Origin of the sequence: Paenibacillus tarimensis (assembly GCF_021532315.1) — a bacterium.
Taxonomy (GTDB): Bacteria; Bacillota; Bacilli; order Paenibacillales; family Paenibacillaceae; genus Paenibacillus_I; species Paenibacillus_I tarimensis.
In genome coordinates this window covers 112,034-128,186 of sequence record NZ_JAKGAO010000025.1, presented here as the reverse complement: position 1 = coordinate 128,186, position 16,153 = coordinate 112,034, and the positions used below count along the sequence as shown (strand labels likewise).

The 16,153-nt window shown below is 52.3% G+C and carries 15 protein-coding genes; 13 read left to right on the top strand and 2 right to left on the bottom strand.

Translation table 11 applies throughout. The features are described from left to right. The 5 genes from L1N82_RS19510 to L1N82_RS19490 all read left to right on the top strand — a co-directional run. Window positions 1–1,445, top strand: a 1,445-nt coding sequence (locus tag L1N82_RS19510; RefSeq protein WP_235289137.1) for an alpha/beta fold hydrolase, incomplete at its 5' end; no start/stop codon positions are given. A 41-nt stretch (window positions 1,446–1,486) separates the two neighbouring features. Next, a complete protein-coding gene (locus L1N82_RS19505) occupies window positions 1,487–1,735 on the top strand; it encodes a hypothetical protein (RefSeq protein WP_235289136.1) in 249 nt (82 codons plus the stop codon). Window positions 1,736–1,771: 36 nt separating this feature from the next. Then, the gene (asnA, locus tag L1N82_RS19500) at window positions 1,772–2,794 is read left to right on the top strand and encodes an aspartate--ammonia ligase (protein WP_235289135.1); all 1,023 of its coding nucleotides are present in this window, start codon (window positions 1,772–1,774) and stop codon (window positions 2,792–2,794) included. 32 nt (window positions 2,795–2,826) lie between these two features. Beyond that, on the top strand, window positions 2,827–4,101 hold the full coding sequence (ectB, locus tag L1N82_RS19495; RefSeq protein ID WP_235289143.1) for a diaminobutyrate--2-oxoglutarate transaminase: 1,275 nt from the start codon (window positions 2,827–2,829) through the stop codon (window positions 4,099–4,101). Between the two features lie 12 nt (window positions 4,102–4,113). Continuing rightward, complete coding sequence (locus L1N82_RS19490) at window positions 4,114–4,845, top strand: thioesterase II family protein (protein ID WP_235289134.1); 732 nt, start codon at window positions 4,114–4,116, stop codon at window positions 4,843–4,845. 473 nt (window positions 4,846–5,318) lie between these two features. Here L1N82_RS19490 and L1N82_RS19485 read toward each other — a convergent pair whose 3' ends face one another. Beyond that, window positions 5,319–6,653 carry a S8 family serine peptidase gene (locus L1N82_RS19485; protein WP_235289133.1) on the bottom strand — a complete coding sequence of 445 codons (1,335 nt, stop codon included), beginning with the start codon at window positions 6,651–6,653 and terminating at the stop codon, window positions 5,319–5,321. 84 nt (window positions 6,654–6,737) lie between these two features. Next, a complete protein-coding gene (locus L1N82_RS19480; RefSeq protein ID WP_235289132.1) occupies window positions 6,738–7,316 on the bottom strand; it encodes a hypothetical protein in 579 nt (192 codons plus the stop codon). Window positions 7,317–7,820: 504 nt separating this feature from the next. Between L1N82_RS19480 and L1N82_RS19475 the strand changes: the two genes are divergently transcribed. The 8 genes from L1N82_RS19475 to L1N82_RS19440 all read left to right on the top strand — a co-directional run bounded on the left by L1N82_RS19475 (window position 7,821) and on the right by L1N82_RS19440 (window position 16,153). Continuing rightward, the gene (locus L1N82_RS19475) at window positions 7,821–8,603 is read left to right on the top strand and encodes an NUDIX domain-containing protein (protein ID WP_235289131.1); all 783 of its coding nucleotides are present in this window, start codon (window positions 7,821–7,823) and stop codon (window positions 8,601–8,603) included. A gap of 42 nt (window positions 8,604–8,645) precedes the next feature. Then, on the top strand, window positions 8,646–9,203 hold the full coding sequence (locus tag L1N82_RS19470; RefSeq protein WP_235289130.1) for a cysteine hydrolase family protein: 558 nt from the start codon (window positions 8,646–8,648) through the stop codon (window positions 9,201–9,203). 95 nt (window positions 9,204–9,298) lie between these two features. Beyond that, entirely contained in the window at window positions 9,299–10,741 is a 1,443-nt protein-coding gene (locus L1N82_RS19465; RefSeq protein ID WP_235289129.1) for a nicotinate phosphoribosyltransferase, read from the top strand. Between the two features lie 330 nt (window positions 10,742–11,071). Then, a complete protein-coding gene (locus L1N82_RS19460) occupies window positions 11,072–12,454 on the top strand; it encodes a radical SAM/SPASM domain-containing protein (RefSeq protein WP_235289128.1) in 1,383 nt (460 codons plus the stop codon). A gap of 15 nt (window positions 12,455–12,469) precedes the next feature. Continuing rightward, window positions 12,470–13,927, top strand: coding sequence for a radical SAM/SPASM domain-containing protein (locus L1N82_RS19455; protein WP_235289127.1), 1,458 nt, complete (start codon window positions 12,470–12,472; stop codon window positions 13,925–13,927). An 84-nt stretch (window positions 13,928–14,011) separates the two neighbouring features. Then, window positions 14,012–14,167 carry a hypothetical protein gene (locus L1N82_RS19450; RefSeq protein WP_235289126.1) on the top strand — a complete coding sequence of 52 codons (156 nt, stop codon included), beginning with the start codon at window positions 14,012–14,014 and terminating at the stop codon, window positions 14,165–14,167. An 82-nt stretch (window positions 14,168–14,249) separates the two neighbouring features. Next, entirely contained in the window at window positions 14,250–15,443 is a 1,194-nt protein-coding gene (locus L1N82_RS19445) for a M50 family metallopeptidase (RefSeq protein ID WP_235289125.1), read from the top strand. Further along, window positions 15,440–16,153: an ABC transporter ATP-binding protein gene (locus tag L1N82_RS19440; protein ID WP_235289124.1), complete on the top strand. Its 714-nt coding sequence runs from the start codon at window positions 15,440–15,442 to the stop codon at window positions 16,151–16,153. Before L1N82_RS19445 ends, L1N82_RS19440 begins: the two co-directional genes overlap by 4 nt.

Here is a 16,153-nt window from a genome sequence, read left to right as displayed (position 1 = left end):
TGCGGCATGAAGCCGTACAGGAGGCGGTTGTTCTCGCCCGCGATGACGGAGACGGGCAGCCGTACTTGTGCGCTTATTATACGGCGGCATCGGGCGAATCTGATGCTTCGCTATCCCAGCAAGCATCAGAGGTATCCGAGCTGAGGAATTACTTGAAGGCGGCGGTGCCGGACTATATGATTCCGTCCTACTTTGTCCCGCTGGCAGCCATCCCGATGACGGGCAATGGTAAGGTGGACCGCAAGGCACTGCCAGCCCCGCAGGGCCATGTGCTGACAGGCACCCCTTATGCAGCGCCGCGGAGCGAGGTTGAAGTGGTGCTTGCGGGAATATGGCAGGATGTGCTAGGCATCAGCAGGGCTGGAATAGACGATCACTTCTTCGAATCCGGCGGTCATTCCCTGAAGGCCATGGCGCTCAGTGATGAGATATCCCGGGTGCTGGGTATCAGTCTTCCGCTGCAGGAGGTCTTCCTGCGGCCGACCATCCGGGAGCTGGCTGCCTGCATTGAGCTGCATAGAGTACGTGAGGATCAGCATGATAAGCATCAGCATCTGGTCCTGCTGAAGAAGGGGAAGGATCAGAACCGCCATATATTTATGATTCACGGAGGAAGCGGGGATGTCACCGTCTACGTCCCGCTTGTCAACCTGCTGCAGGATAACGCGAATTACTGGGGAATCCAGCTCCCGACATGGGAGCAGCCAAGCCCGAAACGTCTTTCTATTGAAGAGCTTGCAGCATCCTATGCGGGATATATGGCGGAAATTCAGCCGCATGGGCCCTATATTATTGTGGGAATGAGTCTAGGCGGCACGATCGGATACGAGGTGGCGAGACTGCTGGAAGCCAGGGGGCAGCAGGTAGAACGGTTGATATTAATTGATTCGCACGCGCCTGCTGCGGCGGATACGGCCGTGGTGGAATTCAGCCTGGAAACCGAGCTGGAGCTGGCGGGTGATCTGCTGAGCCGGATGGATGGCGTAGACGTCCTCACAGAGACTGGGCTTATGGGTTCCTGCCGCACGATGGAGGAAGTATGGAACCATGTCATTCAGACGGTCGAGCAGCATGAGCGCAGGGATGAGCTTCTGGCAGGCATTAAGCTGCTGGCGGATGAAGATATCCGCCAGACGATCCCGCAATTTGACCAGCTCAGTCTCGGCAAGCTGCTGCCTTATGTACACTTGATCCGCAGCTTGACCGCCGCGCTCACGCGATACAGCCTGCAGCCTTTGCAGCACTGCACGCCCGATCTTATCATCGCTTCTGCATCCGCCGACCTTGAGGCTGCGCGGTGGTGCGCCGGGGGCAGGGGACATGTAAGGACTTACTCTGCAGAAGGTGACCACTACTCCATATTTACAGCGCCTTATGTCGCTGGGCTCGCCGCAATAATGCAGGAGCTTATCCAAAACAAAGAGGCAGCCGGACAGCCCGTCTAATGGGTTGGGCCCGGTGTGCCATGCAGGAGGTGTCAGTCCGAATGCGCACCGCGCAGAGAACGGCCGCTTTTATCGGGTTTGCAATTCTCTACTATATTATCTGCAGTGTAATTGGCCTTGCCTATCTGGCCAACACAAGGTATGGGGGCCGGATATCGCTGGACCACTATGATGAAGTGAAAAGCTGGATTCTATTTATTTTCCCTTTAATTGCGATTATTCTCACCACAGTTACGCTTCTGCTCCTATACAAGCCCTGGAAGAAGCAGCAGGAGACGGTCGTGGACTAGTTAAAAAATCCATTGAAGGTTTGAGGTGCGTCGATAATGGCAAATCAAGCGCAGGCAGTTCTCACACGGACAGATTCGGCAAAAGCGACGGAAAAAGCGATCTGCACAGCCAAAAGCTTGTTCGAGCACAAGCTTGGCAGCAAGCTCAACCTGATGAAGGTATCGGCGCCGCTGTTTGTGGCGGGCAGCACGGGCATCAATGACAACCTGAACGGCTGGGAACGGTCCGTATCGTTCGATGCGGCGGGCTGCAAGGATATGAGTCTTGAGGTCGTCCAGTCCCTGGCCAAGTGGAAGCGGCTTGCAGCCCGCTACTATGGGCTTCAGCCGGGCGAGGGGCTCTATGCCGATATGCGCGCGATCCGCCGTGATGAAGAGCTCGGCCCGCTTCATTCGCTGCTGGTTGACCAATGGGACTGGGAGCTGGTCATAACGAAGCAGCAGCGCAGCATGGATACCTTGAAGGACAAGGTCCAGCTTATCTACGCAGCGCTTAAGGAGACGGAGTCAGAGCTTGCTGCACTTGATCCGCTGCTTCCGCCATTCCTGCCTGAGGACATCAGCTTTGTGACCTCGCAGGAGCTTGAGGACCGTTTCGGAGCGGAGACAGCGCCGAAGGAGCGCGAGCAGCTGATCGCCAGGGAGAAGGGGGCGGTCTTCCTAATGCAGGTTGGCGGCAGACTGGCTTCCGGCCAGCCGCATGACGGCCGGGCGCCGGATTATGACGACTGGCAGCTGAATGGCGACATCATTGTCTGGAACCCGGTGCTGGAAATGGCCTTCGAAATTTCCTCCATGGGCATCCGAGTCGACGAGGAGTCGCTTGTGCGGCAGCTGCAGGAGAGCGGCTGTGCGGAGCGGGCGGAGCTTCCTTTTCACCAAATGCTTCTTGGCGGGGAGCTTCCCTATACGATAGGCGGGGGCATTGGCCAGTCGAGGGTAGCTATGCTGCTGCTCCGCAAATCGCATATCGGGCAGGTGCAGATGTCGGTGTGGCCGCAGGATATGATGAACGCATGCAGGGATCAACAGATTGAGCTGCTTAATGTTATGGCTTAATACCAAAATCTATAAGGAATTGAGTGATGATAATGGAAATGTTCGAGAAGCACGAATCGAATGTCAGATCCTACTGCAGATCCTTCCCGGTGGTATTCCGCACAGCCAAAAATGCCGTCATCCAAGATGAAGCGGGCCGCAGCTATATCGATTTCTTCGCGGGAGCCGGAGCGCTTAATTACGGCCATAACAACGACTTTATCAAGAACCGCCTGCTCGCCCACCTTCAGGAGGATTATGTGACGCACGGGCTGGACATGTATACAACGGTCAAGAGAGAATTTATCAAGACCTTTGCCGACCTTGTGCTCAATCCGCGCAATCTTGATTACAAGCTGCAGTTCTGCAGCCCGACTGGCACCAACGCGGTAGAGGCGGCGTTGAAGCTGGCGCGCAGAGTGAAGGGGCGCACCAATATCTTCGCCTTTATGGGCGGGTTCCACGGCATGTCCCTCGGCAGCCTGGCAGCGACAGCCAACCTGTACTGCCGCCAGGCGGCGGGCATTCCGCTGCAGGGCGTAACGCTGATGCCGTACCCGGCCGGCGGAATAGATGGAATTGACACCATAGCCTACATGGAGCATGTGCTCAGTGATGAGAATAGCGGAATTGAGAAGCCAGCCGCCATTTTGTTTGAATCGGTGCAGGCAGAGGGCGGTGTGTACCCGGCTCCGGCCGAATGGATGATGCGCCTGCGCAAGCTGTGCGATGACCATGATATTCTGCTGATTTGCGACGACATTCAGGTCGGCTGCGGGAGGATCGGGCCGTTCTTCTCCTTCGAGCGGGCAGGCATTACACCGGATATCGTGCTGCTGTCCAAGTCAATCGGCGGGTACGGGCTGCCGCTGGCGCTTGTTCTGCTAAAGCCCGAGCTAGACATCTGGAAGCCGGGTGAGCATAACGGCACATTCCGCGGCAATCAGCTGGCGTTCACGGCGGCCACGGCTGCGCTGCAGTTCCGGGAGCAGACCGGTCTCGAGCAGGAAGTTATCCGCAAAGGCGAGATCGTGCGGGATTACTTGACCAGCATGGCGGAAGAGCTGGACGGAGAGGTGGAAATCCGCGGTCTGGGGCTGTTCTGGGGTATTGATGTAAAACATGCAGGCGGCGCCGAAGCGGCGAAACGGATAGCCGATCAATGCTTCAGCAATGGCCTCATTATGGAGAGAAGCGGACGCAACGATACGGTGCTCAAAGTCATGCCGCCGCTGACCATTGAATCTGAGCTGTTAATGGAAGGACTGCAGCTGATCAGCAAAACGATGGCAGAGGAGATAGGGTCCAAGTTCATATCTGTGGGGTAAAGGAGAGATACAATGGCTGAGATCGATGTTTTCTGTTTTCCATATGCCGGCGGCTCGGCGATGTTCTACAAGAAGTGGCCGGCGCTTCGCAGCGGGTTGGCTCTTCATCCGGTGGAGCTTGCAGGAAGGGGCAGCCGGGTGGGGGACCAGCATTACGATACACTGTCTGAAGCGGTGGACGAGGCATGTAATTACGTAGAGCTGCATAACCGGAGCGGGGTTTACGCCTTGTTCGGTCACAGCATGGGCGGGCTGCTTGCTTATGAGACGGCCTGCAGGCTTGCGGCAGCCGGTTACCGGCAGCCGGAGCATCTCTTCCTGTCCTCAACTCGCTGCCCGCAGTCGTTTAATGCACGCGAGCCTGTTGCCCATCTGTCAGACGAGGCCTTTATGGCGAAGATCATGGCCTATGGCGGAACGCCTGCAGAAGTCTTCGCAGATGAAGCGTTAAAGGCTTACGTGCTGCCGATCCTGCGCTCGGATTTCCGCCTGCTCGAGAACCATAAGACAGCGGATTATGCCCCTCTTAGCTGCCCATTTACCGTAATATACAGCACGAATGACACCGTATTACGGGAGGATGTCGAGCCTTGGATGAAGAAGACGGTTCAGGAATGCGAGTTCATCATCTATCCGGGCAATCATTTTTACATTCTCGAGCATATGGATGAAGTTTATGGCCTGATTACCGGCAAGCTCGGCGCATACCTGACTGCTAAGCCGACCGTGATGACTTGGCAGTAGTGAAATAACGCAACTTGAAGATTGGGACGAGGAGGAGCAACAGGCTGCGTCCGAGACTGCCCCGCATACCTTGAGAAGGGTATGCGGGGCTTTGTTTGGCGTATGAGATTTACTCAGTCTTTCGTTAAGCACGGGAGAAGATGACCAGCGTAATCAACAACGTACCGGTGAGTAATGAGAATAGCAGGCTCTTAACGACGCTCCCGGACCGAGGCCGGGAAGATGTGCTGCGGCATTCAAATAACCGGCGCTTCCTACTGTTGTCCACACAATCGAGCAGATCAGTCCCGCAATTATTGAAGGGAGCAGCTTGATGATTTTCCCCATGTTATCGCCTCGCTGTCTCGTTAAGTTAAGGATCGCAGTCCATAAGTAGTTAGACGCCATGGGTGAATAAAAAGTTCGGATTGGTGTCCAAGACCAGAAAAACCGGTCCTTATAGGAGCCGGTCCAGTGGGTTAGAGTCAAGCAGCTTAGGCATCACTCCGTGAAAGGGCACTCACCGCATCAATGAGACCATAACCGGAAAATTCATCCTTTCCCTTGCCAAATAGATCCTTGGACGACTTCGCGATAATCTTCGCTACTTCCCCAGGCTTGAGCGTCTTCTTTCCCTGGCGGGCAATAATGATACCGGCAAGAGCAGACACCTTTGGGGCAGCAAGAGAGGTCCCGAAGGCTTGTCCGTACCGGCCGTTCAGCGAGGTGGATACACAGGAGACACCCGGGTTCCGTTCACCTCCCGGAGCCATGACATCAATAACGTTACGCCCATAGTTGGAATAGGAAGCAAGCTGCAGCCCAAGCGTTCCGGACGAAACAACAATCATATCCTTATGGTCGGGGTTTCGGTAAGTTTTGCCGCTGGCATCTTCACCATAGAGCAGACGGGTTAACTCATTAGGATCGGATACGTCCGCACCTAGATTGCCGGCTGAATTGACGACAACGACGCCCTTTTTAATCGCATATTTCACTGCCCTGCGGAACATCTTAAGCTCGGCTCGATTGTCCTTCTCGTTCTGCTCGGGGTTCTTGACCCAGATGTAACCGCCGAGTGACAGGTTAATCACATCAACCTGGTCGTCTGCGGCTGTCATGACGGCTTCAGCGATTTCGAAGGTGCTCGCGCTGTTCAGTTGTCCAAAGACCCGGTAGGAGGCGAGCTTCAGGTCCGGACCGACCCCCATTACTCTTCCGTTAGCCGCAATCATTCCCGCTACCATGGTTCCATGTCCGCTATAATCACGGGCACTTGGCTCATTGTCTACAAAGGATTTGCCATACAGGTAGTTGCCGCTGAGGTCAGGGTGAGTGTAATCAATGCCTGTATCAACCACTGCGATTACAACAGGCTGCCCATCAACGGGCTGCCCTGTGCCGCCCCGCATCTCCCATGATGCGCCATTTCCGGTCACTTGTTTGATATCCCACTGATAGGTCTCATACAAATCATGCCCGCCATGCGCCTCTACAGCCGTTGGGCTGTCCATTTCTATGTATTCCAGCTGCTCGGGCCTGATAATACCGGGTATGCCCGCGCTTGCAACTGCCGGATGTTTCTTAATAGCAGGCAGGAACCCGGGGTTCATTGAGGAGGCTTTGACCGCTCCGAGCTTCGAATACTCTTTCTCGATAACGCCGCCTGCATTGTGTACGATTGCCCTGTAGTTGGCCGGCAGACCTTCCTCCTGTTCGAACACGACCATATATTCCGTCACGTAATGCTGCATGGCTGACAAGGAAGGGGGGAGGGACAGATTGAATAACACGACAGCTGAGAGCACGAAAATCATCCATTTTTTCATGATAACGGACCCCTTTTCATAAAAGAATGCCCCCGCGTAACCCTCTGAAGCAGGGCTGAGCGGGAGCTGCAATTAATCGTGCCTTTACTCGAAGCATTCTCCAATTATAGAACTTATGCCAAAGAAGCTGAGCAGCAGGGAGAAGGTCTCGCTGGAAGCTGTGCGGAAGGCGTCCTGCACAGCAATCTTAATCGCTTCACTTTTGCCAATGCCAAGCGATCTTGCGGTTTTATAAGAATCCCGAATTACAGTAACAACTTTATTGACACCGCCTGCGGCTTTTATGGCATCCTTTATTTTGGTAATTTTGGCAGCGGGGAAGGCAATGCCGAGCAGTGCCGTACCAATGGCGCCTACGCAGCCGAAGAAGCCTTCCGGTTGAATGGAGCCTTGATAGCCGAAATGCTTCTTCAGCCATTCCCGTGTCGCGGAATCACCCTGAGCCAGGATGTAGTCAGGAATCTGTTCGATAATGGCAAGTGCGCTTTCCAGCTGTTGGAGGGAGAAATCGTCAAAGGCATCAAAGTCTGCGAAGGCGCTGGCCGCTACAGTGGGATAGTTAGAGCCAGCTTGTACAGGAACTCCGGCAGACGTGACTACTAGGACAGCGGCAAGAAGAGCGGCGACATAGTATTTCATCCGATCAAAAGCTGCCATATTCATGAATAATACCTCCGATTTCCTCAGAATATTTCCGTCTACTTCCTGCGGACAAGTTTAATAATGAAGAGCAGGAGAACAACAAAAAAGGCAGTGATATTGATAACATCACGGACTGCTTCATTTTTGATAAAGAAATTATCGACAGTCAAAAAAATAAGAATCAACAAAACTACAATCATGTAGGGCATATCATTTTTCATTTCGTAACTCCTCTTCTGTTGAGACATAGATGTCAACCAAGTGCCTTAACTGGGGCTGGCACGCATGGATAGTCGACTACGGATCACCTCCTTGATAATCCTAGAACTAACAGTTGGTACCAATCCTGTGCGGTTAAGATTATAGCGGAACTTTAAGCGGTATATGAATAGGTCCGAAATACCTAAAATTGTAATTTAAGTATTAATGATACAGTAATAAGGTCTTTGATAATAGAGCGCTTGACCTATCTGCTCTAAATACGTCATAATGAGTATATCATATTGATATTATTGAAAAGACCAGGTGATTGATGTGCACAAGACAGAGCAAGAGAACGAGACAAGTTACAGTTCGTCCAAGTACCGGACACCCGATGGGGCGCCGGCCGACATTGTGATATTCACCATTACATCAAGTAAGCAGCAGGGTAAGAAGGCTCTGCCGGCCAGAGAACTGGAGGTCATGCTGATACAGCGCAAGAAGTGGCCGTTCGAAGGGCAGTGGGCCCTGCCTGGAGGGTTCTGCGCAGAGTCAGAAAGCATATATGAATGTGCCAGACGCGAGCTGCAGGAGGAGACGGGGATAGCTGATGTGCACATGGAATACCTGAATGTATACAGCAGGCCCGGCCGAGACCCGCGGGGCTGGATCATCTCGCATGCATTCTGTGCTCTCGTTCATGAAGACATTCTGGCGGGCCGGCGGGCTGACGATGATGCGTCCGATGTACGGCTGTTTCCGGTACAGGAGGCTCTTAAGATGGATCTTGCCTTTGATCATAGAGAGGTGTTGGCTGACGCACTGGAACGGATTAGGGAGAGGATGTTGACGACTACCATTGCCAGTGAATTTCTGCCGGAGGCATTCACGATCAGTGAGCTCTATCAGGTAATTCGCACCGTGGTGCCAGATTTTGAAGAGCCGAATTTTATACGTAAAATTACATCGACGCAGAGCCGGGAGGGGATTATCGAAGGGATGCGTGATAAGGACGGCCGTCCAATACTGTCAAACCGCTACTCTCAGCGGGCCGCTCAGCTGTACAGATTTACCGGTTATTTGCCGTCGTTGTCGATTTATCGTTAAGCCGGCTGTGGCCGGACTTTATCTTATGAGGAGCTGATGAACATGAAAGCATTAATCGTTATCGACTACACGGTGGATTTCGTGGTGGGCAAGCTGCCCTGCGGAGAGCCCGGAATTGCGATTGAACCACGTATTTCGGAGTTGACAAGAGAGTGTATTCAGGCTGGCGATTACGTCGTAATGGCTGTGGATCTGCATGATGAAGCGGATATTTTTCATCCGGAGCAGCGCCTGTTTCCGCCGCATAACATCCGGGGTTCGGAAGGCCGGTCACTTTATGGGACGCTGAATAACGTATATAAGCAGCATGAGGAACGGATTTATTGGATGGACAAGTCGCGCTATAGCGCCTTCTGCGGCACGGACCTGGATCTGCAGCTGCGTGCCCGGGGTATAACAGAGATTCATCTGGTTGGCGTATGTACTGACATCTGCGTGCTTCATACCGCTGTCGATGCGTACAATAAGGGCTACAGCATAACAGTGCATGCCGATGCGGTAGCCAGCTTTAATCAGCTGGGACATGAATGGGCCCTCGGACACTTTCAAAATACACTTGGAGCCAGGCTGATGCACGCCGGCAAAGAATACAAGGTATAAGGCAGCAACAATGTAATTATCTTTGGAAAACGAGCCGGGAGCTCCCCGGCTTATACCTACATGCATGGCAGCCAGCCGAAAGGACGATAACAGCTATGACTTATGATAACTTGGCGCTTCATACGGACAAATACCAAATTAATATGATGTACGCGCATTGGATGCAGGGAACCGGCAATGACCGTGCGGTTTTCGACGTATACTTCCGCAAGCTGCCGTTCGGTAACGGGTTTGCCGTCTTTGCCGGCTTAGAGCGGATCGTAAAGTATATTGAAAATCTGCGTTTTGAAGATGAAGACATTAGTTATCTTGGCGAGCAGGAGGAGCAGTATCAGCCGGAATTCCTGGAGAAGCTGAGAAGCTTCCGGTTTACAGGAGACCTCTATGCGGTTCCGGAAGGCACGCTTGTGTTCCCGAACGAGCCATTAATCCGGGTAGAGGCGAGCTTTTTTGAGGCTCATTTAATTGAGACAGCACTGCTAAACTTCATGAATTATCAGACACTAGTAGCGACCAAAGCGGCACGCGTGAAGCTTGTTGCTGGCGACGATATGCTGCTCGAGTTTGGGACGCGTCGGGCACAGGAAGCTGATGCGGCTATCTGGGGTGCGCGCGCCGCTTATATCGCCGGCTTTGATGCAACCTCCAACATGCGGGCTGGCAAGCTGTTCGGCATTCCGGCTAAGGGAACGCACGCTCATGCCTGGGTACAGGCACACGGCAGCGAGGAGGAAGCCTTCGACCGCTTTGTGGAGGTGCTGCCCGACCAGTCTACACTTCTTGTAGATACATATGATACGCTGAGAAGCGGTTTGCCGAACGCCATTAAGACAGCTCGGGAACTGGAGAAGCGGGGCAAGCGGTTGAACGGTATCCGTCTCGACAGCGGTGACTTGTCTTACTTATCGCACAAGGCACGTGAAATGCTGGACAAAGCAGGTTTTCCAGATGTTAAAATTTTTGCATCCAATGATCTGGACGAGAATATTATCTTCAACCTAAAGGCGCAGGGAGCCCGAATTGATGTGTGGGGTGTCGGCACGCAGCTGATTACAGCAGCGGACAATCCGGCACTCGGAGGGGTGTACAAGCTGGTAGCTCGTGAGACGGAGGAAGGGCTGATACCGGTCATCAAGATTTCGGGTAACCCGGAGAAGGTAACAACCCCCGGACTAAAGCATGTATACCGGATCATCAGTCGCGAGACGGGTAAGGCAGAGGCTGACTATATCGCGCTCAAGGAAGAGACGGATGTACAGGAAGGCAGACGGATTAAGCTGTTTGATCCTGTTCACCCCTATATTCACAAGTATGTCGAAAATTACGAGGCAAGAGAATTGCTCCTGCCTGTCTACAAGGACGGCAAACTTATAGGCAGCTTGCCGAATATGGAGGAAATTCGTACGTACCATCAAGAGCAGCTGAAGCTGTTCTGGCCGGAATATCTGCGGAAGCTCAATCCGGAATCGTATCCGGTCGATTTGAGCACGAAGTGCTGGGAGCAGAAGATGCGTATGATTGAGGAGCGGCGTGTGTAACAAAGCAGCATAGAAGCGGACGGTCGGCTGACTGTGATTAAGCCAGTTATAAGGCATTACCTGTAAGCATTCCGATACCATCGGGAAAGCTCATTGTAGTGCCTTTTTTGCAGTGACAAAAAATTACATCAGATCCATCTTCTGCGGTGTATTATAAGGCTCGAAAAAAGGTGGTTATCACATCTTTCTAATTCCATAATCATCCATTATTAACCATAAAAATGGTAACATAGACCCATGATCTTCTAAATTAGCTTGAGATATGATGAAACTGACTTCTGAGGATCTTCCAAACTGCCCTTCATTCCACTAAAGGGAGAGATAACGATCATGCATAGCAACCGTTATCGTCTGGAATACCCCCTTGGCCAAGAAACGCTGGTGATCAATACACTTAACGGTGCCATTGATGTGTTCCCGAATGAGCTCGTTCAACTGCTGCACAAGCTGCCCGAGTTGAATATGGCCGACATGACGAGGGAGCAAACAGAAGCAATCTCCTACCTCAAATCCCGCAATTATGTTTACCACTCCAAAGCTGAGGAAGAACAGCTGTTGGAGAAGGCCATGGTCTTCGCAAGAAAAACGCAAGTCATGCAGTACGTAATCTGCCCCACCTACACCTGTAACTTCCGCTGCCCCTACTGCTTTGAGAGCCACGACATTCACGACAAAATTTCTTTGCTGACAGACGAGCAGCTGGATGCGGTCTGGCAAGCCGTCGAATATTTTCATCAGGACAGCGGCCTGCAGCAGGGCATGTTCAATCTCTTCGGAGGCGAGCCGCTGTTGCCGTTTACAAGGCCGATTGTCGAGAAAATATGTGAAAAAGCCGTCGAGCTGGATTTCAAAATCGGCTGCAACACGAACGGTTTTCACCTGCATGCATTCCTGGACCTGCTTACCAGGTACCGGGACCGGCTGAAGCTGACAATCACAGTTGACGGTCCGGAGGAAATCCACGATCAAAGGCGCATCTTATCCAGCGGCAAAGGGACATTCCAGAGAATTGAGAAGAACATCGAGTCAGCGCTGGATTGCGGTATTTCCGTCCTTGTAAGAATTAATATCGATAAGACGAACATTGAGACTGTCCCCACACTGGTTGAACATTACATGGATAACGGTATGCTTGGCCGCCCCGGCTTCAAGGTTCACTTCGCTCCTGTTACGGACCATACCTGTCAGAGCACCGGAGACACGATTATGCAGGGCATCGAAATCCTTAGGCATCTGCGAAGAAACATTCCCACCATTGATGAACTGGAAAAGAAAGAGCAGGTACTGGTCGGCTCTGACATGTACCGCTACATTTATGCAGTGTCCAAACTGGACCCTGAGCTGCAGCAGAAGGCCATTCCGTTCCTGCCAAACATTGTCTTCTGTGAATCCGTCCAGGGAAGGAAAATTACCTTCGGGCCGGACAATCACATCTATGCATGCGCGGATCTTATCGGAAGACCGGAATTTAAGATTGGCGATTACTATCCTGATTTTCAGCTGAAGGAGTGGAAATGGGAAAAGTGGAAGGCGTTCAACTCGCTGACGATTCCGCAGTGCCGAGGCTGTTCGTCTGCCCCGATCTGCGGCGGAGGCTGTGCTGCGGAAGCGCTGGTCACGTACGGCAATCTTGATCAGCCGCATTGTACGCATGCAGGCGAGAAGGTGATGTCCTATCTGGATTCTATTCGTGATGATCTGATCAAGATCTAGTGAGGAGGGATTATTGTGATTGCAAGCACATACAATTCGTTCTATAAGCTTTCGGACGGCAACTATGTCATTGTCAACTCGCTGAGCGGTGCTGTGGATACAATAGAACCGGATGTAAAAGCTGTACTGGACGGGCTGAAAGCAGGCAAAGAGCTTGACTCCAATCCGGAGCTGGATGAACTGGTCGCTTATTTCACCAAGCGAGGCTACGTTTATGAGAGCCGTGAGCGGGAGTGGGAGACGCTGACGACGCTGCGCGATGAGATGAATGAGAAGCTGCAGGCCTCCTCGCTTGGCGTAGTGTTTAATGTTTGTACGACCTACATGTGCAATCTGCGCTGTCCTTACTGCTTCCAGGGGCACGACATCCATAAGATTAACCATGCGCTGTCTCAGGATGAAATAAACAAAATGTTCTATGCCATTGACCGCATTCTGGAGATGGAGCACGCACGCGGAAGGTTCCACAATGCCAAGCATACCATGCTGCTCTACGGCGGAGAACCGCTGCTGCCTACAACCAAAAAGACTGTCCATGAAGTTGTCCGCCGTGGTATCGAGGATTATGGCTTCCGCTCCTACTCCATTACCAATGGCACATTCCTGCATGAGTATCTGGATTTCTTCGAGCAGTACAAGTCGATGTGGGATTTCTTCCAGATCTCGATTGACGGTCCGAAGCATATCCATGACGAGCGCCGGATAACAGCAGGCGGGCAAGGCACCTTCGACCGTATTGTGAATAATATTGATATGGCTCTCGGACGCGGCTTCAAAATCGCGCTGCGTACGAACGTGAACAAGGACAATGTTCCCTATTTGGAGGAGTTGGCCGAATTCATTGAGTCACGCGGCTGGCATGATCACGAATTGTTTGCCTGGCAGATCTCGCCGGTTTATGATCATTTTGCTGAAAATCTGCCGAATCATATGCCCGAGCATCATCTGCTGATTGCCCTGCAGGAACAGTTTGGGGATATGCACCAATTCATGGATAAGTTCAATGCAACGCTTGGCACCGATCTTCGCATGCGTACCTCCCGGATCCGCCAGGCGATTTATTCCAAAGGGTGGTCATCCAACCCGTGTGATACCTGCAGTGCATCGGTGCCTTCGGCTGTGCCAATCTTCAAGCAGTGCAGCGCCCGCGATCACCGGTATTACACTTTCGGTTCAGAGGGCTTGATCTATGCTTGCCCGGAGACAGTCGGCCGGGAAGAGCTTGCAGTGGGCACTTTCCTTCCGGAGTACCACATTGACACGGACAAGCACAACATGTGGAGCCAGGACTTTACAACCTCCGAGCAGTGCAGCTCCTGCAGCGTCTCCATGTTTTGCGGGGGCGGATGCGCCTACTCCAACCTGATGCGCAATGGCGCCATTAACAAGCCGTACTGCAACTTCTCGCATCAGTCCATTTCGACTTACATCAAGCTTAATGAAGACAAGTTCATGACCGCTCCCGTAACGTAAGAGCAGTTTATTCTTTCCGTTATGAGAGGTGCCCCTAGCGCCTTTCATAAATAGATACTCTGAATGGAAAGGAGGTGCTCGATCATGACATTCAAGGTTCGTGCAATCAACGAGAATGAAAATCTGTGGACGAACCTGGTATCTGAGGTGGAAGAGCTGGAAAATCGCGACGAGATGACGACAACAAATGCTGTGAATCCTGAGATCACCTGGTGCATCGACTGCTGCTTCCAAATCTAGGATTTATCGCTTTCTGGCCTAAACTCCGCATTCGTGCGGAGTTTAGGTTCTATTACGGGGCGCTCACAGGAGGAGAACAGGCATGATACTCCCGAAGCTGATTCCATATCAAGCTATACCGATGGATGTATCCGAAGAAGGGGATATGTTCATACTTGCCTTCGAAAATCAATTTCAGCTTAAGGTGACCTCCCGCATGGTGCAGCTTCTACAGTATTTTGACGGCAGCCATACGCTTGAGCGGATCTGCGAACGTGTGGAGCAGGAGATGAATATGACGGTTGGAGCGGATGAACTGCTTCAGCTTATCGACAAGCAGTTGAAGCCTAAGGGAATACTGGAAGGGTATGCCGGCAAGCCTGGCCATGATTCAGCAATCATGTTCCGTACAGCTCTTATGAAGGGGACGGCCTTCAAGCGGGCGGCAGGGCCGCTTCGGGTACTGTTCGAGAAAAGGATTGCTGCGGTAAGTATGGTCTGGTTGGCAGCTGCTGTGGGCATGACGCTCATTCAGCTGCCGGACATCCGTATGGGTTCGCTGTATGAGTCGGCATCCCAGCTTGTTTTGGCATTTGCAATATTTATTCTCTCTCTGTTTCTCCACGAGCTCGGTCATATCGCAGCGGCCTTCCGCTATGGAGTCAAGCCCCGCGATGTCGGGATAGGGCTGTACATGCTGATGCCGGCTTTTTTTGTGGACTTGAGTGAGCTTTGGCAGATACCCCGTACCCAGCGGATCGTAGTTAATCTCGCGGGAATATACTTCCAGCTTCTGTTTATGGGTATCTCAGGGATTCTAGGCTGGTTAATCGGGAGTCCTGCCTTCCTGTTTGCGAATATTATGATGCTGTTGAATGTGCTGCACAATTTGAACCCGCTTCTCCGTTACGACGGATTCTGGGTGCTGACCGATTATCTCGGTATTGTGAATTTGCATCCCAGAATCAAGAAGATAACCAAATACTTCCTTCTATCGTCTATAACAAGGAGGCAACATTACAGGGCTCAATATCAGAATGTACTGTCGACTCTGAGTCAGCGCGTGCGCCGGATCTTTGCCGTCTATGCGGTACTGTATTCCATAGCCATTATTACCGTTCTGACGGTAATCGCCGCAGGGCTGGTCCGCTCCGCGGCCGCGTGGAGCGCAGGAGAGCCGGGACAAAATCAAGGCATACTGCTGGTGTTCGGCGTCATGCTGCTGCGCGTGCTCATTCTGGTATGCAGCAAAGTCAAAATTAAAAAGAGGCGAATAGGAGGAGATAATGAATTATGACGGCAGCGGCATCAATCATCCAGGTCCGTAACATCTTCAAAAGCTATGAGACGGAAGCGGGCAAAATCAACATTCTGAAGGGTGTCAATCTGCAGATACAGCCTGGCGAAGTTATCAGCATCATGGGGCCGAGCGGCAGCGGGAAATCAACACTGCTCGGCATTCTCGGCACACTCGATCAACCAACTGACGGACGCATTTTGTTTGAGAGAAAGGATGTGACGAGTCTGTCTGAGACGGACCTCGCAAGCTATCGTGCCCACAAAATCGGCTTCGTCTTTCAATCCTATAATTTGATCTCTACGATGAGTGCCCTCGAGAATGTCATGCTGCCTATGATATCCGTGAAGGGCAAAAGCCGCAGGCAGATGCAGCAGCGTGCAAAGGAGCTCCTCGCACTGGTAGGGATGCGGGATAGAATGAATCACCTCTCCAGCCAGCTCTCAGGCGGGCAGCAGCAGCGCGTGGCCATTGCCCGGGCAATAGCCAATGATCCGGTAGTTGTCATTGCTGATGAGCCGACCGGGAATCTGGACCAGAAGACCGGAACGATGATTCTGAATCTGATCTTCGATCTCCGCGACAAGCTTGGGATGAGCTTTATCCTGGCTACCCATGACCCGAATGTAGCGAGTTTATCGGACCGGGTTATTCATCTGTCTGACGGCAAGATCTTGGAAGAACACGTCAATCAGCCAAAGGGAGAGTGA